The 21,544-nt window shown below is 65.0% G+C and carries 18 protein-coding genes; 12 read left to right on the top strand and 6 right to left on the bottom strand.

Going from position 1 to position 21,544, the window contains the following annotated elements; translation table 11 throughout:
• Positions 1–15: 15 nt before the first annotated feature.
• Both AC1DVV_RS01200 and AC1DVV_RS01195 read right to left on the bottom strand, forming a co-directional pair.
• The gene (locus AC1DVV_RS01200) at positions 16–630 is read right to left on the bottom strand and encodes a hypothetical protein (RefSeq protein ID WP_457279397.1); all 615 of its coding nucleotides are present in this window, start codon (positions 628–630) and stop codon (positions 16–18) included.
• Positions 627–1,781, bottom strand: coding sequence for an RluA family pseudouridine synthase (locus tag AC1DVV_RS01195; RefSeq protein WP_477666232.1), 1,155 nt, complete (start codon positions 1,779–1,781; stop codon positions 627–629). The genes AC1DVV_RS01200 and AC1DVV_RS01195 overlap by 4 nt, the downstream gene beginning before the upstream one ends.
• 624 nt (positions 1,782–2,405) lie before the next feature.
• Between AC1DVV_RS01195 and AC1DVV_RS01190 the strand changes: the two genes are divergently transcribed.
• The 10 genes from AC1DVV_RS01190 to AC1DVV_RS01145 all read left to right on the top strand — a co-directional run bounded on the left by AC1DVV_RS01190 (position 2,406) and on the right by AC1DVV_RS01145 (position 13,679).
• Entirely contained in the window at positions 2,406–5,525 is a 3,120-nt protein-coding gene (locus AC1DVV_RS01190) for an Rne/Rng family ribonuclease (protein WP_477666231.1), read from the top strand.
• Positions 5,526–5,666: 141 nt separating this feature from the next.
• Positions 5,667–6,176: an RDD family protein gene (locus AC1DVV_RS01185; protein WP_457279400.1), complete on the top strand. Its 510-nt coding sequence runs from the start codon at positions 5,667–5,669 to the stop codon at positions 6,174–6,176.
• 16 nt (positions 6,177–6,192) lie between these two features.
• Positions 6,193–6,909 (top strand): RDD family protein, encoded by a 717-nt coding sequence (locus AC1DVV_RS01180; RefSeq protein WP_477666230.1) that lies wholly within the window; start codon positions 6,193–6,195, stop codon positions 6,907–6,909.
• Positions 6,906–7,898, top strand: coding sequence for a stage II sporulation protein M (locus tag AC1DVV_RS01175; protein WP_457279402.1), 993 nt, complete (start codon positions 6,906–6,908; stop codon positions 7,896–7,898). The genes AC1DVV_RS01180 and AC1DVV_RS01175 overlap by 4 nt, the downstream gene beginning before the upstream one ends.
• Entirely contained in the window at positions 7,888–8,643 is a 756-nt protein-coding gene (locus AC1DVV_RS01170) for a hypothetical protein (RefSeq protein ID WP_477666229.1), read from the top strand. The genes AC1DVV_RS01175 and AC1DVV_RS01170 overlap by 11 nt, the downstream gene beginning before the upstream one ends.
• Positions 8,643–9,419, top strand: a complete 777-nt coding sequence (locus tag AC1DVV_RS01165; RefSeq protein WP_477701857.1) for a DUF4129 domain-containing protein — start codon at positions 8,643–8,645, stop codon at positions 9,417–9,419. The genes AC1DVV_RS01170 and AC1DVV_RS01165 overlap by 1 nt, the downstream gene beginning before the upstream one ends.
• Positions 9,416–10,684, top strand: coding sequence for a DUF4350 domain-containing protein (locus AC1DVV_RS01160; RefSeq protein ID WP_477666227.1), 1,269 nt, complete (start codon positions 9,416–9,418; stop codon positions 10,682–10,684). Before AC1DVV_RS01165 ends, AC1DVV_RS01160 begins: the two co-directional genes overlap by 4 nt.
• 13 nt (positions 10,685–10,697) lie before the next feature.
• A complete protein-coding gene (locus tag AC1DVV_RS01155; RefSeq protein WP_457279406.1) occupies positions 10,698–11,693 on the top strand; it encodes an AAA family ATPase in 996 nt (331 codons plus the stop codon).
• A 22-nt stretch (positions 11,694–11,715) separates the two neighbouring features.
• A complete protein-coding gene (locus AC1DVV_RS01150; RefSeq protein ID WP_457279407.1) occupies positions 11,716–13,071 on the top strand; it encodes a DUF58 domain-containing protein in 1,356 nt (451 codons plus the stop codon).
• 65 nt (positions 13,072–13,136) lie between these two features.
• Entirely contained in the window at positions 13,137–13,679 is a 543-nt protein-coding gene (locus tag AC1DVV_RS01145) for a DUF805 domain-containing protein (protein ID WP_457279408.1), read from the top strand.
• Between the two features lie 56 nt (positions 13,680–13,735).
• Here the strand turns inward: AC1DVV_RS01145 and AC1DVV_RS01140 are convergent, their stop codons facing one another.
• Genes AC1DVV_RS01140 through hemC form a run of 4 tightly spaced genes read right to left on the bottom strand, consistent with a single transcriptional unit; the run spans position 13,736 to position 18,048 of the window.
• Entirely contained in the window at positions 13,736–15,019 is a 1,284-nt protein-coding gene (locus AC1DVV_RS01140; RefSeq protein WP_457279409.1) for a heme biosynthesis HemY N-terminal domain-containing protein, read from the bottom strand.
• Between the two features lie 22 nt (positions 15,020–15,041).
• Positions 15,042–16,202: a uroporphyrinogen-III C-methyltransferase gene (locus tag AC1DVV_RS01135; RefSeq protein ID WP_457279410.1), complete on the bottom strand. Its 1,161-nt coding sequence runs from the start codon at positions 16,200–16,202 to the stop codon at positions 15,042–15,044.
• A complete protein-coding gene (locus tag AC1DVV_RS01130) occupies positions 16,199–17,050 on the bottom strand; it encodes a uroporphyrinogen-III synthase (RefSeq protein WP_477666225.1) in 852 nt (283 codons plus the stop codon). The genes AC1DVV_RS01135 and AC1DVV_RS01130 overlap by 4 nt, the downstream gene beginning before the upstream one ends.
• A 32-nt stretch (positions 17,051–17,082) precedes the next feature.
• Positions 17,083–18,048 carry a hydroxymethylbilane synthase gene (gene hemC / locus AC1DVV_RS01125; RefSeq protein WP_477666224.1) on the bottom strand — a complete coding sequence of 322 codons (966 nt, stop codon included), beginning with the start codon at positions 18,046–18,048 and terminating at the stop codon, positions 17,083–17,085.
• Positions 18,049–18,152: 104 nt separating this feature from the next.
• On the opposite strand from hemC, the gene ppc reads away from it, so the two are divergent.
• Both ppc and AC1DVV_RS01115 read left to right on the top strand, forming a co-directional pair.
• Positions 18,153–21,098, top strand: coding sequence for a phosphoenolpyruvate carboxylase (gene ppc, locus AC1DVV_RS01120; protein WP_457279413.1), 2,946 nt, complete (start codon positions 18,153–18,155; stop codon positions 21,096–21,098).
• A gap of 215 nt (positions 21,099–21,313) precedes the next feature.
• Positions 21,314–21,541, top strand: coding sequence for a hypothetical protein (locus AC1DVV_RS01115; RefSeq protein ID WP_457279414.1), 228 nt, complete (start codon positions 21,314–21,316; stop codon positions 21,539–21,541).
• Positions 21,542–21,544: the final 3 nt, after the last annotated feature.

The raw sequence follows: 21,544 nt of genomic DNA, 5'->3' as shown, positions 1-21,544 counted from the left end.
GTTGAAATGCAGGCGTCAATTGTTCCGGTTTTTACGGAGCCACCACGACGAGAACCCGTGAATTGCGCCCAACAAGACGCTTGCCAGGCCGAGCACCGTCAAATGGAACAGCGGTCCATAGTTTTCAAGAAACCCCCACCCTGAGTCGTCGAACGGATGCCGGTTGTGGGGGTTGTAAAAATACAGCGCATCCCATCCTTGTGTCACTGTCCCCGGATTCAGGGCCACAAAAGCGCACACACAAACCACCAGGCAGATTGCCGATCTGGAAACAACAAAACGAAATGCAGACACGGCGTTCAAGGAAGGAATCACCCGCCCGTTCAACAGCCAAAAAACCGCGGCCGCCAAAAGGGTGGGGAGCGGAACCAGAAGCATCGTTTCAACACTCCCCCACGACACCCAGAACATGAACTCCGTCAAAAGCGGCCAAAAGATGACCGAGGGCACTTCGCTCCACCGGAATTCGCCGCGCCCCAGCTCACCTGCCACCAGGTAATACGCCACACCGTACAGGGCAGGACCGGCAAAAACAAACATCAGCACTGTTGCGGCCAGGCCGCTGAACTTTCCCCGTATCGGCTTGGCTGCGCTGTTTGAGCCAAGCGCTTCAGGGCCCCCGCGAATCATGTAGAAACCTGCGCCGGTAAAAACTGTTGCAGTTCAGGCGGCAAAGGCGCCTGCAGGTGCACGACCTTGCGCAGTTTGGGGTGGTTAAATTTCAGGCTCCAGGCGTGCAGAAACATGCGTTTGAGCGATACCGTGCCCGGGGCGGACCTCTGCAGCGCCCGGTTCAGTTCAAAGTCGCCATACTTGTCGTCGCCGGCAATCGGATGACCTTCATTGGACAGGTGCACGCGGATCTGGTGGGTGCGGCCGGTCTTGATCGTGACTTCGAGCAAGGTAAAGGGCGTTGCGGGCGCCAGCAGACTGGCGGGAAAAGCCGACTTGACCTTGACCAGCGTCACCGAACGCATGCCATCGGGGTGGTCGTTGGGCACCACTTTCACACGCCGCTCGCCATCGGGCAACAAATACTTGTGCAACGCTTTGTCGATCACGCGGTGATTGGCCGGCCAGTCGCCTCCGACGAGGGCCAGATAGACCTTGTCGGTTTCGCGCTCCCGGAACTGCTCCTGCAGCAGCTTGAGCGCCATGCGCCGCTTGGCGATCAGCAAGATGCCGCTGGTTTCGCGGTCCAGCCGGTGCACCAGCTCCAGAAAGTCGGCTTCGGGCCTGGCCATGCGCAGCTGTTCGATCACGCCGAAGCTCACGCCGCTGCCACCGTGCACCGCCACACCGGCCGGTTTGTCGATGGCCAGCACAAAGTCGTCCTCAAAAAGAATCGGGAATTCGCGGGACGGCGCATAGCCGCCCGTGGTCGAACTCGCGCCGTGGCGGGCGATTTCCTGGGCCATGGCCTCGGCCTTTTGCCCGGCCCGCTCAGAGGTGCGAACCGGCGGCAGGCGCACGATGTCGCCGGTCTCCACCCGCGTATCGGCCTGCGCCCGGCCCTTGTTAACCCTCACTTCACCGCTTCGGATGATGCGGTAGACATGGGTTTTGGGCACGCCCTTGAGTTGGCGGATCAGGAAATTGTCGAGGCGCTGGCCCGCATAGTCTTCATCTACCGTCACCAGCGTGGCCTGCGGCGCAGCCGGGGCCGCCGCCTGGGGATTGGATGGTGCCGGGGTGGACGCGGACACGGCTGCGGGCGGCCATACCGGTGTTTTCCCGGGTTTCCTTGCCAAGCCCTTTGCTGACCCTATAATGTGTTTCACTAGCGATGCGCTGTAAGTGGTTGATTTGTCTGGAGTTTAGTCCACGCAAGTCCCCGGCCCTGAAAAGGCAAACAAGCAGCCTTGCTGGAAGGTCGATGCCCACGCCGGCAATTGCCCGCAAGCGACGAGTGCCAGGCACCTCGCGGCGAGCGTCTTTGCACGGTAGAAGAGTCGACGTTTTGCGAACAACACTACGGAATACCATGTGTGCAGCCCAAGTCATGAACAACAGGCTGCATGCGGATCCAGTCGAGATCAAGTCCTTTAACGGGTAGCCCTCTGATGACAACACTGGTCAGTCTGATTTATATGTGCCTGCGGCGCCTCACGACATTCGTGGGCCCTGCTTTTGGCATAAATCAGCCGCCAGCCCTTGTACAGTGGGCGCAAGCAGCTACTTTTTTTGTAGCACCCACCCGTTTGACCCCTGCTCGCTCCATCCACGCGCCTACGCCCAGACCACGTCGCTGACCGATTCACTTCGGTCGGCCGCGCGCTGTCAAAAGCTCTCCGGCAATTCCTCCAGTTCGCACTGCGTCCCTCCGGCGTCGTTGGCCCATTTTGGGCATGTGATTGATGTTCAAGACATGACATCAAAACGAAGAACGATAAGGAAGGCTACCCATGAAACGGATGCTGGTAAACGCCACACAGGCTGAAGAACGCCGTCTGGCGATCGTCGATGGACAAAAACTCCTCGACTACGAAATTGAAATTGAAGGGCGCGAACAGCGCAAGGGCAACATCTACAAGGCCGTCGTCACCCGCGTCGAGCCCTCGCTGGAAGCCTGCTTCGTCGACTACGGCGAAGACCGCCACGGCTTCCTGCCGTTCAAGGAAATCTCCAAGCAATACTTTGCCCAGGGCGTGCCCGTCAACCAGGCGCGCATCAACGATGTGATCCGTGAAGGCCAGGAACTGCTGGTCCAGGTCGAAAAAGAAGAGCGCGGCAACAAGGGCGCAGCCCTCACCACCTTCGTCTCCCTGGCAGGCCGCTATGTGGTCCTGATGCCGAACAATCCTCGCGGCGGTGGCGTAAGCCGCCGTATCGAAGGCGAAGACCGGGCCGAGCTCAAGGAGAATATGGACCAGCTGGAATATCCCAACGGGATGTCCATCATTGCGCGCACCGCCGGTATCGGCCGCAGCGCGCCAGAGCTCCAGTGGGACTTGAACTACCTGCTCAAGCTCTGGACCGCCATTGACGGCGCTGGCAAGGGCGGCAAAGGCGCCTACCTGATTTACCAGGAATCCAGCCTCGTGATCCGCGCCATCCGCGACTACTTCAACAGCGACATCGGCGACATCCTCTTTGACACCGACGACGTCTATGAACAGGCCCGCCAGTTCATGGCCCACGTGATGCCCGAGCACGAGCATCGCGTCAAGCGCTACCGCGACGACGCGCCGCTGTTCAGCCGCTTCCAGATCGAGCACCAGATCGAGTCGGCTTATGCCCGTACCGTGCAGTTGCCCTCAGGCGGCGCCATCGTCATTGACCACACCGAAGCTCTGGTGTCGGTCGACGTCAACTCCGCTCGCGCCATCAAGGGCGGCGACATCGAAGAAACCGCCACCCGCACCAACCTCGAAGCCGCCGACGAAGTGGCGCGCCAGATGCGTTTGCGCGATCTGGGCGGCCTGATCGTCATCGACTTTATCGACATGGAAGAGTCGCGCAACCGCCGCGACGTGGAAAACCGCCTGCGCGACGCGCTGCGGCAAGACCGCGCCCGCGTGCAGTTCGGCACCATCAGCAAATTCGGCCTCATGGAAATGAGCCGCCAGCGCCTGCGCCCCGCCCTGTCGGAAGGCGCATCCATCCCCTGCCCGCGTTGCGGCGGCTCCGGCCATATCCGCGACACCGAAAGCTCGGCGCTGCAGATCCTGCGCATCATCCAGGAAGAGTCCCTCAAGGACAGCACGGCCTCGGTGTTGTGCCAGGTCCCGGTTGACGTGGCGTCTTTCCTGCTGAATGAAAAGCGCTCCGAGATCGCCAAGATCGAAGTCAAGCAGCGCATCAACGTACTGCTGGTGCCCAACAAGACGCTGGAAACCCCCAACTACCGCCTGGAACGCCTGAAACACGACGACCCGCGCCTGGACAACATCGCCGCCAGCTACAAGATGGCCGACGAAATCGAGGATCCGACCACCGTCACGCGCCGCAGCCAGGAAAAGCACAACAAGCAGGAGCCCATCATCAAGGGCGTACTGCCCGATGCACCCGCGCCTGTGGCCCCGCCCAAGCCGGAAGTGGCACCGCAAGCGGCTCCCAAGCCCCAGTCGCGCCGCCCTGCCCCGGCTGCAGCTGCGCCTGCAGAAAAAGGTTTCTTCGGCTGGATCAAGAGCCTGTTCGGCGGCGCGGAAACACCAGCTCCGGCACCTGCCGCCAAAGAAGTGAAAAAAGACGAGCGCGGCGAAGGCCGGCGTGAAGGCCGCGATGGCCGTGGTGATGGACGCGGTGAGCGTTCGGACCGTGGCGGCGAACGCGGAGGCCGCGACGGCCGCCGCGGTGGCCGCGGCCGCAGCGAAGGACGCGGCGGTGAAGGCCGAGGCGAAAACCGCGAAGGACGCGAACCACGCCCAGAGGGCCAGGGCCGCGGCGAAGGCCGCAATGAAGGCCGTGGCGGCGAGCGCCGCGAACGCAACCCGGAAGGCCGCAACGAAGCCGGCCGCCAGGAACGCCCAGCCGGTGAAGCCCGCGGCGAAAGCCGTCCTGAAAATGCCGGCGACCAGCCCCGCAGCGAAAACCCCGGCCGCGAAGGCCGCGGCCGCCGCGAGCGCGGTGAACGTGGCGAGCGCGGTGGTGAGCGCATTCAGCGCGACTCCGTCGAGCAGGACCTCGCACTGGCCAACCAGGCCGCCATGGCAGCAGCCATGGGCGGTGAAGCCGGCGAGCCGCGCCAGGAACGCGCACCGCAAGACGGCGAACGCCCACAAGGCAACCGTGAGCCGCGTGGAGAGCGTGGTGAAGGCCGCCGTGACCGCGGCGACCGCAACGGCCGTCGCAACGACCGCCGCACAGACCGCCCTGAAGGCGCCGAAGGCCAGAATGCTGCCGCTGAAGGCAGCGCCGGCTTCAACCCTGAAGCCGCAGCGGCAGCCCCCGTACTGGACGATGCCGGCAATGTGATCGCTCCTGCACAAAACGGCCAGGGCGAAGAGCAACGCCAGCCACGCGAACGCCGTAGCCGCGACCGCTATGGCCGTGACCGCCGCGAACGCGGCGAAAACGGTGAACGCAGCGAGCAACCCGCAGACGCCGGACAGGCAAGCGGTCAAGGCGAATCTTTAGAGCCAAATCAGCCACAAACCCAAGAGCAGCGTGCGCAAGCAGCTCCTGAATTTGTAGCGCCGGTAGCTGCCGCCGCTCCGGCTGCTGTACCGGCTCCAGCTTACGTGGCCCCGGTAGCCGTTGCCGCACCCGTAGCAGCTCCTGCCCCCGCACCGGCGCCAGCCGCTGCGCCGGTTGCCGCCAGCCTGCCCAAGGTTCAGTCTTACGACTTGCCCCTGCAGGACCTGGTTCAGGTCGCCCAGTCCTCAGGCTTGCAGTGGGTCAACTCAGATGCCGCCAAGATCGCCGAAGCCAAAGCCGCCATCGCCGCCGAAGCCAAGCCGGTCCACGTACCGCGTGAGCGCCCACCGCTGGTGGTCGCCGACGAAGGCCCGCTGGTGCTGGTCGAGACCAAGCGCGATCTCGGCGCTGTGAAGCTGCCTTTCGAGCAATCGGCCGGCCAGTAAACGCGCCGACCTCTGCCGCATAAGCGGCACCTCACCAAAAGGCCCGCAAATGCGGGCCTTTTTTACGTCCTTCCTATCTTGCAGCAATGTCGTTAAGAGGCCCTAGAATCAACCCAACAAAATAGGCATGGGGAGAGGACGATGGACAATCCGCAGCACGATGCGCGCTACGCGCCGCCGCAGGCCAGCGTAGACGACGTGGTCGCGGCGTCAGACGGGCCTGAGCTGGCCAGTCGCATGCGGCGATTTTGCGCCGTGATGCTCGACGCTGTTTTTCAGTCCCTCTTCCTTTGGCTGGTGTCGGTACTGACGCCCTTCAATCCCTGGAACACGGAAGGACGCGACATGTGGTCCGTCGATCTGGTGAGCATGGGTGTCGGCGCCCTGATTTTTCTTGTGCTCAACGGCTACCTGCTCGCGACACGGGGCCAGACGATTGGCAAGGTCTTGCTCAAGATACGGATTGCCCGACCTTCGGGGGAGTCCGTTTCCGTCAAGCGCCTGGCCCTCCGATATGGCGCGGGGTTCGCGGCCAGCATCATGATGGTCGTCCTGTGGGTCTATTCCCTGCTGGACTGCCTGATGATTTTCCGGAAATCCCGTCGCTGCCTGCATGACGAGATTGCGGACACCGTGGTCTTCAAGATCTGACAGGCAGCCCAGCCCTGTGACAACCGCGCGCCTCGATACGCTGTACACGGCCGAAACACCGGAGGGCATCACATTGTCCTTACGGCCCGCCGGCATCGTGGCACGCGGGCAAGCCTACCTGATCGACCTGGCCATACGGTCATGCCTGTTTATCGCTGTGGCCGTAGTGGTCGGAGTAATGGGCAAGGCGGGCGCGGCAATCCTGCTGGTGACCTACTTCGGCCTCGAGTGGTTTTATCCCGTGGTGTTCGAGTTGACCCGCGCCGCGGCCACTCCTGGCAAGCGCGCGATGGGCCTGCGTGTGGTGATGGATTCCGGCCTGCCGGTAACGCCTGCCGCCTCGCTGACCCGCAACCTCCTGCGAGCCGCCGACTTCATGCCGGCGCTGTTTGGTGCCGGACTGCTCTGCGTCCTCTGGCGCAGCGACAGCAAACGGCTGGGTGATCTGGCCGCCGGCACCCTTGTGGTGTTTAGCGAATCCGTCAAGCTTCATGGCGATGTTCCCTTGGCTGATCCGCTGGCCCCCGCACGGCCCCTATCCGCCACCGAACAGGCCTCGGTGCTCTCCTGGGCCGGCCGTGCAACGCGATTAACCCCTGAACGTTTCGGCGAACTCGCAGCGCTGGCAGAGCCCGTGCTTGGCACGGGTGTGCCGGGTAGCAGCGCCACACAACGCCTGCTCGGGCTGGCGCAATGGCTGATGGGCCGGCGTGAAGGAGACGCGCGCCGATGACGCCTCTGCAATTTGAAGCCCTGTATGCGCCCCTCTGGACCGAACTCGAGACGGTGATAGGTATCGCCGAAACCCAGCGCAAGTTCGACGGTGCGCGGCTGGCCACCCTCTACCGCCGTGTTTGCGAGCACCTGGCGCTGGCGCAGGCTCGCGCCTATCCCGTTCATCTGACGCAAAGGCTCGAAACGTTGACGCAAGGCGCGCATCGGCTGATCTACCGGCAGCACGACTACGGCCTGGCGCGCCTTGGACGGCTGGCGCTGGTTGACTTCCCGCAAGCCGTACGCGCGCACCGGGCCTACCTGCTGGTGGCGTTCCTGCTGTTCGTGCTGCCGCTGCTGGCTGCCGGCCTGGCGACTTACCGCGACCCCGGTTTCATCCTGCACTTGATGGACGCGACGCAAGTGCAGCAGTTCGACGGCATGTACGGCGACAGCGCAAGGTCCTTCGGGCGCAACCGCGACGCCGGTGGTGACTGGCAGATGTTCGGCTATTACGTCATGCACAACATCGGCATCGGCTTTCGCTGCTTCGCGGCCGGCATCTTCGGCGGGGTCGGCAGCGCCGGCGTGCTGCTGTTCAATGGGGTGCAGATAGGCGCCGTCGGCGGCTACCTGATTGCCGCCGGCCACGGGCAGAACTTCTGCTCCTTCGTCATCACCCACGGCGCCTTTGAACTGACCGCCATCGTGCTGGCGGGCGCCGCGGGACTCAGGCTGGGCTATGCACTGATCGCGCCGGGCCGGCATACCCGGCTAGAGGCGCTCCGGCTGGCGGCCCGCCATGCCATCGTGGTGATTTACGGCGTCATCGGCCTTCTGCTGATCGCTGCCGCCGTCGAGGCTTTCTGGTCTTCGGCGCGATGGGTCACGCCCGCTGTGAAATATGGTGCGGGCGCAGCCTGCTGGGCACTGGTGCTGGCTTACCTCGGGTGGCAGGGAAGGCCGCGCGCCGTCCCCGCGGACCCCGGAAAACACCATGCAGGTTGATGCACTCGCCGTCGCACTGCGGCCACGGCCCATGGCCGAAGCCGCGGACCTGGGTGTCGCACTGGTGCGCCGCCATGCCGATTCCATCTGGCGCACTTTCCTGCCCATGTATGTGGTCGTCATCGTACTGGTGCTGTGCACGGCGGAGTTTGCCGGCTGGCTCCCCGGGCTGTTGATTTTCTGCCTCAAGCCCTGGTTTGACCGTACCTTGTTGTTCATCCTGTCACGCGCGGTGTTCGGCCAGCCCACCCGGTGGAACGACCTCTGGCAGCACCGTGGGATGGTCTGGGGCGGCCAGTTGCTCCGGACACTGCTATGGCGGCGCCTGTCTCCCTGGCGTTCGTTCACGCAGGCCGTCGATCAGCTCGAAGGCCAACGCGGCGGCGCCAGGCGCAAGCGGCGCGACCAATTGCTGCGCGGGCGCCGTGGTGCGGGCGCCGGCATGCAGATGATTTTTGCCAATGTCGAGATCGCGCTCGAACTCGCGATCCTGTCGGCGCTGCTGTGGTTCGCTCCTGAGGGAAGCTTCGGAGACGTCTGGCGTTGGCTGCTCGACTCGGAGGCTTCGGCGCAAAGCCTGCTTTTTGCCGCGGTGTACGCTTTCGTCGTCGGTTTGATCGAGCCCTTTTTTGTGGCCGCCGGATTTGCGATGTACCTGAACCGGCGCGTCGAGCTCGAGGCCTGGGACATCGAGCAGGAATTTCGCCGCACCTTCAGCCCCGCAGCGGCGAAAGGCCGGCAATGATGGCTTCTCGCCACGCCGCAAGGCGCTTTTCATGGCGATGGGCCGCGGCCTGCGCCGTGATGGCGGGTATGCCATCGTGGGCCAACCCGGCTGCGGCGCCAGCCGAGCCGCCCTCGCGCCAGCAGGTGCAATCGGCCGCCGACCGGGTTCGTGCCGATCCCAACTTGCCCGGCAGCAAGAGCGAAAAATCCCTGCGCTTCAAGAGCCAGGACAAAAAGCCGGAAGACAAAAAGAAGGATCGCGACAGCCTCAACTGGCTCAAGGATTTGGTGGCCAAGGTGTCCGAGGGCGCGCGCCTGCTGGTGTGGGCGCTGGGCGCGCTGGCCCTGGCCTGGCTGGTGGTCGGCATACGGCGCTGGGTGAAGGTGCGGGCCGACGGCGGCCGGCACCGGATGGCGCCCCTGCCCAGCCATATCGGCAGCCTGGACATACGGCCTGAAAGCCTCCCCGACGACGTGGGCGCCGAAGTCGCCTCGCTCTGGCAGCGCGGCCAGCGGCGGCCTGCGCTGTCGCTGCTCTACCGCGGCGCGCTTTCCCGCCTGGTCCACCTGCATGCGGTGCCCATCCGCAACGCCAGCACCGAAGGCGAATGCGTGGCTCTCAGCGAGGGCCGGCTGGCGCCCATGTCGCTGGAGTTTTTCGCGCGACTGGTGACCGCCTGGCAGCTGGCGGCCTATGGCGGACGCCTGCCGCCCACGGCCGGCGTGCTGGCGCTGTGCGCCGAATTTGACGCGCGGCTGGGCGCACCCACCGCCCCGGCGAAAGCCATCGCATGAGGGACCGACTGATCCTCATCCTGCTCGGCGTGCTGTTGCTGGCGGGCAGCGCCTGGCTGATGTCGGCCACTGAATGGGTGGACGTCGACACCCCCACACCAGCCAAGGGTGAGGCCCTCACCAACCCGCTTTACGCCACCGAAAAACTGCTGGTCGCCCTGGGTGCGCGGGTCGTGCGGCACAAAAGCCTGGATGCCATGCCGCCGCCGCATGCCCGGCTGGTGCTTGTGTCACGCAACTGGGACCTGTTCCCTGAACGCGCGCAGCGCCTGCGTGCCTGGGTGGCACAGGGTGGGCATCTGGTCATCCCGGGCTTCCTGGCCGGCCATAAATCGCTAAAGGACTGGCTACCCGTCACGGAGCAAAGCCCCTTGAAGTGGGAGCCGCCCACGGTGCCGCCGCGCCCATTGGCCAAACCCGTCAAGGACATGGACTGCCGCGCGCTGGAAGAGCCCGCCGAGGTCATCGCGAGCTACAGCGACAGCCGTGTCTATCGCGCCTGCGGCGCATATTTCAGCCCCCAGTACCTGCCGGTGAATCGGCTGGCCGCACCGCTGTGGTCCCTGCGCGGCACGGCCGGCACCGAGGCCGTGCGCGTGCAGGTCGGCCAGGGCACGGTCACCGTGCTCGGTGGATGGAACCTGCTGGACAATAGCAACCTGCTGCGCGCCGACAATGCGCAGCTGGCGGCCGCGGCATTGCAGGCGCGCGCCGGCACTGAATTCTGGTTTGTCGCCGAAGAGGCCCGGGAGCCCTTCATGCCCTGGCTGTGGCACCAGGCCTGGGCCGCCCTGTTGCTCGGCTTGCTGGCACTGGCGCTGGCCCTGTGGCGCGCCAGCGTGCGCTTCGGGCCGTTGGCGGCGTCCGCAAGCGCTCACCGGCGCTCGATGGCCGAGCAAGTGCGCGGTACGGCGCGTTTTCTGCATATGCACGGGCCGAAGGCCTTGCATACAGCGCAGCTTCGCGCGCTGCACGAATCGGCCACCCGGCAATTGCGCCGGTTTTCACAGCTTGATCCGAAGCAACGCACAGTCGAGATCGCACGCGCCACCGGCCTGGACGCCCTGTTGCTGGAACGCGCCCAGGCAGTCAGGTCGCGCAACCCCGGCGTGCTGGCCGCCGACCTGGAATTGATCGAAACCGCCCGCCGGCGCCTCGACGCCACAGGGCCCGACACGCGGCCGCCAACAGCTTTCACGTCTCCCGTTTCACCCGGTGCCTCACCCAGCGCCTCCTCTGCCGCTTCATCTCCTCCTTCATCCTGAACCGAGAAACACCATGTCATTCATTCCCAACGAAGAACTGAGCCGCGCAGCCGAGTCGCTGCAAACCCTGCGCCAGGAGGTCGGCAAAGCCGTTGTCGGCCAGTCGGAAGCCGTCGACCAGACCCTGGTGGCGCTGGTCGCATCCGGCCACGTCCTGATTGAGGGTGTACCGGGACTGGGCAAGACATTGCTGGCGCGCGCACTGGCGCAAGCCATGAGCCTGCGCTACGCCCGCGTGCAATTCACGCCCGACCTGATGCCCTCGGACATCACGGGTCATTCCGTGCTGGACCCATCGACCCGGAGCGAAGCCGGCATCGGCACGCTGCGGGTACACCAGGGGCCGGTCTTCACGCACCTGCTGCTGGCGGATGAAATCAACCGCGCACCAGCCAAAACCCAGAGTGCCTTGCTTGAAGTGATGCAGGAATACCAGGTCACGCTCGAAGGAAAGGCCATGCCGCTGCCCCGTCCCTTCATGGTGATGGCGACACAAAACCCGATCGATACCGAGGGCACCTACCCTCTGCCGGAGGCGCAACTGGACCGGTTCCTGCTCAAGATCAACATCGACTTCCCCAGCCATGCTGAAGAAAAGGCGATCGTGCAGCTGACCACCGGCCAGCGTGCCGGCAACCAGTTGCCGCTTGATGCGGTCAGGCCGTGCCTGGACGACGCGCAGGTGCTTGAACTGCAGCGGCTGGCCAGCCTGGTGCAGGCGCACGAACAGGTCATTGACTATGCGGTCCGCATCGCCCGCGCCACGCGCGACTGGCCAGGACTTTCGTCGGGGGCAGGGCCGCGCGGCACCATGGCCCTGGTGCGGGCTGCGCGGGCCGGCGCGCTCATGCACGGACGGGACTTCATCACACCCGACGATGTGGCACGGCAGGCCCTGCCGGCCTTGCGCCACCGGGTGATGATTTCGCCCGATGCGCAGCTGGAAGGCCTCGGTGTTGACGACTTGCTGCGCAGTGCCTTGGGCAGCGTCCAGGCCCCCCGTCTCTAGGCCGCAACTCATGCGCCGGTTGGTGATCCCCGCAAAAACGACTGTCAGGGTGCTGGCTTGCATCACGGCGGCCGCCGCGCTGGCCTTGCTCGGGGGTTTGCCGGTTGACCGGGTCGCGATACTGGCCGGCGCCGTCTTGCTGGCGGCGCTGGCAGGCGCCATTTTTGATCTCTGGCGCAGCCTGCGCCTGTGGAGGACCGCGCCGCTGCGCATTGAGCGCACGCTGCCCGGCGCTTTTTCACTGGGCGTGCCAACGGTGCTGACACTGGCGCTGGTCAATGACGGTCCCCTGGCCTGGGCAGTGACGGTGTTCGATGAGGTCGATCCGCGGTTTACCTTTGAAGGCCTGCCACAGGCCGTCACCGTGCCACCGGCTTCGCGCGCCGAGTTGCGATACACGGTGACCGCGAGAGAGCGTGGCGTCGCCCTTTTCGGCACGACCCAGCTGCGCTGGCACACTCGCGGCGGCTGTTTCGAGGTGCAGCAGGCGCTGGGCCAGCCCGGGAAGCTGCGCGTTTATCCCAACTTTGCCGCACTGGCCCGCTATGCGTGGCTTTCCGGTGACCGGCGGCTCGCCCAGATCGGCATTAAGACCTATGTCCAGCGCGGGCTGGGCACTGATTTCCGCCAGCTTGCTGATTACAAAACCGGGGACTCCCTGCGGCACATCGACTGGAAGGCCACACTGCGCCACCAGCGGCCCATCGTGCGTGAATTCCAGGACGACCGCGACCAGTGTGTGTTTTTCCTGCTCGACTGCGGCCGCCGCATGCGCGCTGATGAAAGCAGCCCGGAGCAAGAACTGCGCGGCAGCAGCCATTTCGACGAGGCCCTCAACGCGCTGATGCTGCTGAGCTATGTCGCACTGAAAGAAGGCGACGAGGTCGGCGCAATGACTTTCGGCGGTTTACCTGGGCATCGTCGTGACTTTGCGCCCCGCAAAGGCGCCGCCACACTGAATGCCCTCATGAATCGCCTGCACGACATCCAGCCCGGCGCCATGCATTCGGACTATCTCATGGCGGCGCAGGAACTGCTGCGTGTACAGCGTCGCCGTGCACTGGTGATAGTGCTAACCAACTTCCGCGACGAGGATTCGGCTGAGCTGCGTCCCGCGCTCAAACTGTTACGCCGCAAGCACCTCGTCCTGGTGGCGAGCCTGCGCGAGCGGGTGCTTGGCCGCATCGCCGGCCAGGTGCTGTCCAGCCCGGCGGATGCCGTGGATGTCGCCGCGGCCCACCTGTTCGGGCAGTCGCGGCGCGATGCCTTTGCGCGGGTGGTCGGCAATGACCCGCTGTCGATGGATGTGGAGCCGACGCAACTGGCCGTCTCGCTGGTGAACCGCTACCACGCGGTCAAACGCGCCGGCCTGCTGTAAGCGGGCATTGCATTCAGCCCGGCAGCGGTTATTCTTCGTTTTTCAACAACAGGAGGGAAAGAGAAATGTCTGAAGCCATGAATCCTTATGCCGCACCGCGCGCGGCAGTCGCTGATGTCTATGACCGTGAGGGAGATACACAACCCGTCAAGTGGTTCTCTGCCAGGGGTCGCGTCGGACGCATGCGGTACCTGGCCCGCACCTTTGTGGGCTACCTGCTTTTGCTGGTGGGCGTCTTCGGACTCAGCATGCTGGCAGGCGCTGCCGGCGCCGGCGCCGCAGCGGGCATCGTTGGTTTCGTGGTCATGATTCCCTATTTTCTTTTTCTCATCCTGCTGACTATCCAGCGCAGCCACGACATGGGATGGAGCGGCTGGACGGCGATCCTGGCCTTCATCCCCCTGGTGGGATTGGTCTGGATTTTCAATTCGGGAACCCAGGGCAGCAACCGCTTTGGCGCCCCTCCGCCTCCCAACACCACGCTGGTCAAAATCGGCGCCCTGATGTTTCCCATCATCATGGTCATCGGCATCATCGCCGCCATCGCTTTGCCGGCTTACCAGGGTTATGTGCAGCGGGCCAAAGCGGCCCAGGTGGTCAAGCCCTAAACCTGCCACGGCGGGCGGCATGCCTGCCAGGAGCGAGGCGCGCGCTCAGAGCCTGTCTATATCTGCGCGGCGCGCTTGTAGGCTTGCGCAGCGCCCGCCTCGTCCTCACGCTGCTCAGCCAGCAGCGCCAGGGCGCGCCAGGCATTGCGGTGAAGCGTTACATCCTGAAGCGCCGGCGCCGCCTGCGTCAGCAACTGGCGGGACTTGCCCCAGAGCTGGCGGCTCAGGCAAGCCATGCCCGCCAGGTATTGCAGGTTGGCATCGCGCGGACGGCTGAGTTGTGCGTTTTCAATGCGGGCCAGCCAGGCTGCGTCCAGCGAATCCAGGCCGCCTTCGAGGACACCGATCAGCTTGATACGCAGGTTGTCGCCGATCTCCGAGCGCGGCTGCATCATGCGGTCCCAGACCTGCAGGAGCCAGCTGCGGGCCAGTTCCGGGTCACCGTGCAGCGCCATCAGGCGCGACGCCGCATGCACCACCAGCTCGGGCATGGCGCGTTCGGTGTCATCCAGCGAGAACCAGGCCTGCTGCAGCTGCGCGGGGTCGTGCGCATCGTTCAGCAGCTCCAGGGCCAGACCGCGCACAATGCTTTGCGCCGCCGCCTGCGAAAAAGCGCGGTGCTTGGCCAGCAGGCGCGCGGTTTCCAGCGCTTGCGCCGTGTGCCGCGCATGCCGCGAGGCGCGCAGCTTCATGCGCAGGGCCAGCGTGCGGCGCGATGCCCCCTGCGGAAGCTGGCCCAGCCAATCCAGTGCCGCACCCGCGTCACGATCGTCCAGCGCCCAGCGAGCCGCACGGAACTGCACGCCCTCACGCACTTCCTGCGCATGACGGGAGCTCTTCAACGCCAATTGCAGGTGCTGGTCGCGCAAGCTCTTGTTTTGGAGCGCCTGCGCGGCTTCGGCCACCAGAAGATGGGCCAGCGAACGCAACTGTCTGCCGCGGCTGGTGCTGTGGCCTGTCACATGGCCGGATTCGTCGGTCAGCAGGTTCAGGCTCTTTGCCTGCGCAAGCGCATTTTGTGCCGACTTGGTCGAACGGATGTAGCGCCCCGCCAGCAGATGCGCCAGAGAATCCATGAGAGCGCCGTACATGGCACGCTCTTTTTGCTGGGCACGCCAGCGCCTGGCTTCCGCCGGCAGCGAAAACACCGCCGACAGCGCGCGCAAGGCCAGGTACAACACCAGGAAAAGCGCTGCCAGCAGCATCACCATCAGGTTGAAGGAAATATCGACACGGTGCGGCGGCCAGAAGATGGTGACCACGGCCTGGTTGTTGCCCGTAAACAGGGCCACGGCAACGGCCACGCCAAACAGGGCCAAAAGCCAGAGGGCGGCGCGCATGCTGGTTCCTGCCTTTTCCCGCTCAGCGGCCTGCGGCCGCTGTGGCCAGCGCGGCCATGGTTTCGTCCAGGCGCGGAAGCTCGCTGGTTTTCAGCTGGCCCTGGACCTGGGCCAGCAACTGCGCTGCGGCCTGCGTTTTGCGGGACGAGGCATCAAAATATTTGCCCAGCCAGGCATTGGCACTGCCAAGGTCGGCGCGCACCGAATCCGTCTGGCGCGACAGCAGGCCCAGGCGCGCATTGAGCAGGCGCAGCTTGAGGTTCTCCCGCAGGAAAAACGACTGCTCCGGCGACACAAGGGCGGCCTCGGGCTGGTCAATGCGGCTCACGCGCAGCAGCTTGCGTGCTTCTTCGCGCAGGTTGTCCAGCGTGCGCTGCGACCAGGCATCGAGAGCCAGCTTGTCGAATCCCAGCATGGAAGACTTTCCGGCGGAAGACGCGGCCGACGCAGCAGCGCGCGGCGCGGAGGCCGGCGCGGCCGCAGCGGGCAATGCACGCTGGCCGGCTGCCACCATGGCGTTGGCCACCGGCAGGTCGTCTGCCATGCGGACCAGTTCGTCGAGCTTGAGCATGAGAACCGGCACGTCGGTCAGCGTTGCGGCCTTGATGCGGTCCATGTCTTTGGCAATGGCGCGTTGCAGCGGGTTCAGGCGCGGCTGCGCGGCGCGCGACAGGCGCTGGTCGGCCGACTTGAGCGCGGCCAGCAGCGGTTCGGCGCTGCCGGTGAGCTGGGCCTGCTGCTGGGCCAGGCGCAGGGCCGACTCCACATCGACCACCAGATTCTCATCGCGCGAGCGCGACAGGCTCTGCATGAGCTCCTCCAGCTGGGTGCGCTGCAGGCTGACTTCGCTGATGCGGGTTTCCTGGATGGCCAGCCGTGCGGAGAGTTCGCGCGTACCTTCCTGGGCCTGGCGCGCCAGTGTGCGCGCTTCAATGGCCTGCGCGCCGGAATCAATGCTGCGGCGGGCCAGCTCTTCCTGGATATTGCCGAGCTTTTGCCACAGCAAGCCGCTTACGAGCAAGCCCGCAGCCGCCAGCGCGGCAACCAGCAGCGCCCATTTGCGCGGCACCACCCAGACGTCGGGCGAAACGGGTTGCGGGGGAAGCGGCACCAGCGCGCGTTCCAGCACCGGCTCGTTGTCTGGCGTGGAGGATGGAGGCTGGGCGTTAGGGCTGTCACTCATGGATAAAGAGATTCTATCGAGGCAAGTGTGTCCCTGATGTCCTTCAGGGCAGGACGTGACGCCACAACAACACCCCAACCGGCAGCACGCACGGCTTCCTCAATCCGCGGATGCGTGGCCACCGCGCGGGCGCGGCGCCAGTCCACCCCGGCCAGCGCAGGCAAGGCCGTCAGGTTGGCCACCGCTTCAGAGCTGCTGAAGAGCCATACAGACCCATCCACGCTGGCCGCGCGCGCGCGCTGAAGTTGTGTTTCGCTGAGCACAGGCGCAAGGCGCCGGTAAACCCCCACAAAATCCACCTGCGCACCAGCGGCCTCCCACTGGCGGGCGATCCAGTCGCGGCCGGAAGATGCCGTGGCCCCAGACGAGACAGCGCCTTCCCCCCGCACCACCAGCACGCGTTTGCCGTGCCAGTCGCGCAGGCCTGTCACCGCCCACAGGGCTTCCGAATCAAACTGGGCCGCATCGGCCGGCGGCGCATCGATCTGCCCGGCAGGTACCCCGGCGGCTACCAAAGCCGCCACAGTGCCCGGCCCGGGCGCAAGGAAACGCAGCGCAGCCGGCAGCATTGCATCGGCATTCGCTATGTTATTGATAGCTGCTTGCGCACGTCCCTTATGGGTTACAGCCATTTTTTTCTTGAAAAAGTACTCCACCGCATTGCCGCTGACAAACATGCAGGCGGCGTATTGGCCCAGTGTTTGCCAGACGCGCTCCAGCGCGGCCGTAACCAGAGCGGGGGCGATGTCAATCAGCGGCAGCGCCTCAGCGGCAAAGCCCCCCTGCTGCAGTTGCTGCACCCAGTGCTGCGCATCCTGCGCGGGCCGCGTCACGATGACGCGGGTCATAGCGCCAGTCGAAGGCACCGGCGCCTGCGGCATCAGGCGCCCGGGGCTTTGCCGGCCCACACGGCGCCGCCGGCGCGCAATTGCGCCGCCACGGCCTCGCCCAGGGCCTCGGCCTCGGCAAAGCTGCGCACCACGGCGGTCTGGTTGACCTGCACCAGCGGCGCCAGCGGGCCTGCGGCGGCGGATGGCGCCTCGGCGGTGGCCGGGTCGCCCCAGGCGGCATTGAGCTGCATGGCGTCCCCATTGGCGGCACCCTGCGTAAAGGCCGCCAGCGGCATGGAACAACTGCCGCCCATGGCGCGCGACACCGTACGCTCGGCCGTCACGGCCAGCCAGGTCGGCTGGTGCGCCAGCGTGGCCAACGCGGCCATCAGGTCGGCGCGATCGGCGCACACTTCAATGCCCAGGGCGCCCTGGCCTGCGGCCGGCAACATGTCTTCGGGCTCAAATGCGCTGCGGATGCGTGATTCCAGACCGAGGCGCTTCAGGCCCGCAGCCGCCAGCACGATGGCCTGGTACTGGCCTTCGTCGAGCTTGCGCAGGCGCGTGTCGAGGTTGCCGCGTAGCGGCTGTATGACCAGGTCGGGGCGCATGGCCTTGAGCAGCACCAGCCGGCGCAGGCTGGAAGTGCCCACCACGGCGCCCTGCGGCAGATCCGCGAGTGTGGCAAATTGATTAGAGACAAAAGCATCGCGCGGGTCCTCGCGCTCCAGCACACAGGCCAGCGCAAAACCTTCGGGCAGGTCCATGGGCACATCCTTGAGCGAATGCACTGCCAGGTCGGCCCGGCCTTCGCTGAGCGCTACCTCGAGTTCCTTGACGAACAGGCCCTTGCCGCCGACCTTGCTCAGCGAGCGGTCCAGGATCTGGTCACCCTGTGTGGTCATGCCCAGCAGCTCGACCTGCCAGCCCAGGCGCGACTCCAGCAGCGCCTTCACATGCTCGGCCTGCCACATCGCCAGACGGCTTTCGCGGGTGGCGATGACCACTTTTTTCATATCATTCGGTCTGGATTCAAACGCTGCGGACACTCGTAACCTGCTTGTAATACTTGGGGGGAAGTGAATGCTAGCATGCAAGGCTAAAGAACTAGAGGGCAGAGATGGTCACTTCCGCGCGCGTAAAAAGGAATAACTCCGCTGTCAGCGACAAGAGCGGCGGCCGCAGCGCAGGGCCGCCCCAAGCAAGGCCAGCCCCCTCGGGGGGCAGAGAACCACACGCAGTGGGTGAACGTGGGGGCGGTAAGTCGTCCACTCGTTCCAGGGACAACGAACGCCCGCTGGTCGAAGACATCCGCCTCTTGGGCCGCATTCTGGGCGACGTGATCCGCGAGCAGGAAGGCGTTGCCGCCTACGAACTGATCGAGCAGGTGCGCAAGCTCTCCGTCAGCTTCCGGCGCGACGCCGATCCCGAAGCCGACAAGTCGCTCAAGAAATTGCTCAAGGGCCTGTCCGGCGACCAGACGGTCAGCGTGATCCGCGCCTTCACCTATTTCAGCCACCTGGCCAACCTGGCCGAAGACCGCCACCACATCCGCCGCCGCGCGGTCCACGAGCGCGCAGGCGACACGCAGGAAGGCAGTATCGACGTGGCGCTGGCCCGACTGCGCTGGGCCGGCATCTCGACCAAAACCATTTCCACCACCCTGGCGCACAGCTTTGTCTCGCCGGTGCTTACCGCCCACCCGACCGAGGTGCAGCGCAAAAGCATCCTGGACGCCGAGCGCGACATCGCCCTGCTGCTGACAGCGCGGGACGACATCAAGGCGCTGGCGCAAGCTGTCAATGCCGCCAAGGACGCGCTGACACCGCGCGAGCTGGCCGCCAATGAAGCGCAGCTTCGCGCCCGCGTCATGCAGCTGTGGCAAACCCGTTTGCTGCGGTTTTCCAAACTCACCGTCGCCGATGAGATCGAAAATGCGCTGAGCTACTACGAAGCCACTTTCCTGCGGGAGATTCCCAAGCTTTACGCCAACCTGGAACGCGAGCTGGGCAACCAGCCGGTACACAGCTTTCTGCGCATGGGCCAATGGATAGGCGGCGACCGCGACGGCAATCCCAACGTCAGCGCCGACACCCTCAATTACGCGTTGGGCCGGCAGGCAGAAGTGGCGCTGCGCCACTACCTGACCGAGGTGCATTTCCTGGGCGGCGAGCTCTCGCTGTCAGCCATGCTGGTCGAATTCAGCCCCGCGATGCGGCTGCTCGCCGAAAGCTCGCCCGATACCAGCGAACACCGCAAGGACGAGCCCTATCGTCGCGCCCTCACCGGCGTCTACGCACGCCTGGCCGCCACACTCAAGGACCTGACCGGCGGCGATGCCGCGCGCCATGCCGTGGCACCGCAAAACGCCTACCTCAAGTCGGAAGACTTCCTGGCCGACCTGCGCACCATCGAAGGATCCCTCAAGGCCCATCACGGTGAAGCGCTGATCGCCCAGCGCCTGCACCCGCTGATCCGCGCGGTCGAAGTGTTTGGTTTTCACCTGGCCACGGTCGACCTGCGCCAGAGTTCCGACAAGCACGAAGAAGTGGTGGCCGAGCTGCTGGCCGTTGCACGCATCGAGGCGAATTACGGCAAGCTGGACGAAGCGGCCAAACGCGCACTGCTGATGGGCCTGCTCAACGATGCACGGCCGCTGCGCGTGGTCGGCACCGCTTATTCAGCCCACGCCCGCGGTGAACTGGCGATTTTTGAGGCGGCCCGCACCGCGCGCGCCCGCTTCGGCAAGGAAGCGATCCGCCACTACATCATCAGCCATACCGAGACCGTGAGCGATCTGCTCGAGGTTCTGCTGCTGCAAAAAGAAGTCGGCCTCATGCACGCCACGCTCGACAGCCATGCCACCAACGACCTCATCGTCGTGCCGCTGTTTGAAACCATCGAAGACCTGCGCAATGCCGCGCCCATCATGCGCGAGTTCTACGCCCTGCCCGGCATCGCCCAGCTGGTCAAGCGCAGCGGTGCCGAGCAGGACATCATGCTCGGCTACTCGGACAGCAACAAGGATGGCGGCATCTTCACCAGCAACTGGGAGCTGTACCGCGCCGAGATCGCGCTGGTCGAGCTGTTCGACGAGCTGGCCAACTCGCACAACATCCAGTTGCGCATGTTCCATGGCCGCGGCGGCACGGTCGGCCGCGGCGGCGGTCCGAGCTACCAGGCCATCCTGGCGCAGCCGCCCGGCACGGTACGAGGCCAGATCCGCCTGACCGAGCAAGGAGAAGTGATCGGCTCCAAATACGCGAATCCGGAAATCGGCCGGCGCAACCTGGAAACCCTGGTCGCCGCCACGCTGGAGGCCACACTGCTGCAGCCGACCAAGCCCGCTACCAAGGCCTTTTTGCAAGCCGCCGCCGAGTTGTCACAGGCCAGCATGGCCGCCTACCGCAACCTGGTTTACGAAACCCCGGGGTTCACCGAATACTTTTTTGGCTCCACGCCGATCCGCGAGATTGCGGAACTCAACATCGGCTCCCGCCCGGCGTCACGCAAAGCTTCGCAGAAAATTGAAGACCTGCGTGCGATTCCCTGGGGTTTCAGTTGGGGCCAGTGCCGCCTGACCCTGCCCGGCTGGTATGGCTTCGGCTCGGCCATCGAGCAATTCCTCCAGCAGGGCGGTACGCCCGCCAGCCGCAGGGAAGCGTTGGCATTGCTGCAAAAAATGTACAAGCAGTGGCCGTTTTTCCGCACCCTGCTCAGCAACATGGACATGGTGCTGGCCAAGAGCGACCTGGCGTTGGCCTCACGTTATTCGGAGCTGGTGGGCGATGCGCGCCTGCGCAAAAAAATCTTCAGTGCGATTGAGTCCGAATGGCACCGCACGGCCGAGGCGCTGACGCTGATCACCGGGGAAAAGCAGCGGCTGGCGGGCAACGCCGCCCTGCAGCGCTCCATCCGCCACCGTTTTCCGTACATCGACCCCCTGCACCACCTCCAGGTGGAGCTGGTGCGGCGCTACCGCGCCGGCCAGGCCGACCAGCGGGTGCAAACCGGCATTCACATTTCCATCAACGGGATTGCCGCGGGCCTGCGCAACACAGGTTGAATGGCCGTGAACAACGGGCAGCCATGCTGCGCGTGAGAGATTCCCCGCTGTGGGGGTATTACCAGGGGCGCATACTGTAGGCCTTGTCCTAGACAAACTCCAGCGTCTTCTGATGGCCCCGCGAGGGGCCGGTGCGTAGCATGGTGTCAGACACGGAGCAATGCGGGTATTTCGCCACGCGTTGCCCAAACCAGCTACCCCCGGAGCGCAAAATCATGACTACCCTGGAGATCATGGCCGACTCACCGTCCGCCATTCAAAACGATTTTGTTTCCACCGACGCCGCCGATCTGGCGTCACACATGGATCAGTGCGCGCATTCGCGCAGCCGGTTTTTTACGCTCCAGTCCGGGCTTCAGTCCGCGCACTCCCTGGCCTCACCGCGCATCATCACAGTCGCGGCCATACTGGCTATTTTTCTTGGCCTGTTAGCCGTAGCCTGAGCG

This window comes from Polaromonas sp. P3_B4, assembly GCF_056402835.1.
This window is presented reverse-complemented; position numbering and strand designations above follow the sequence as displayed.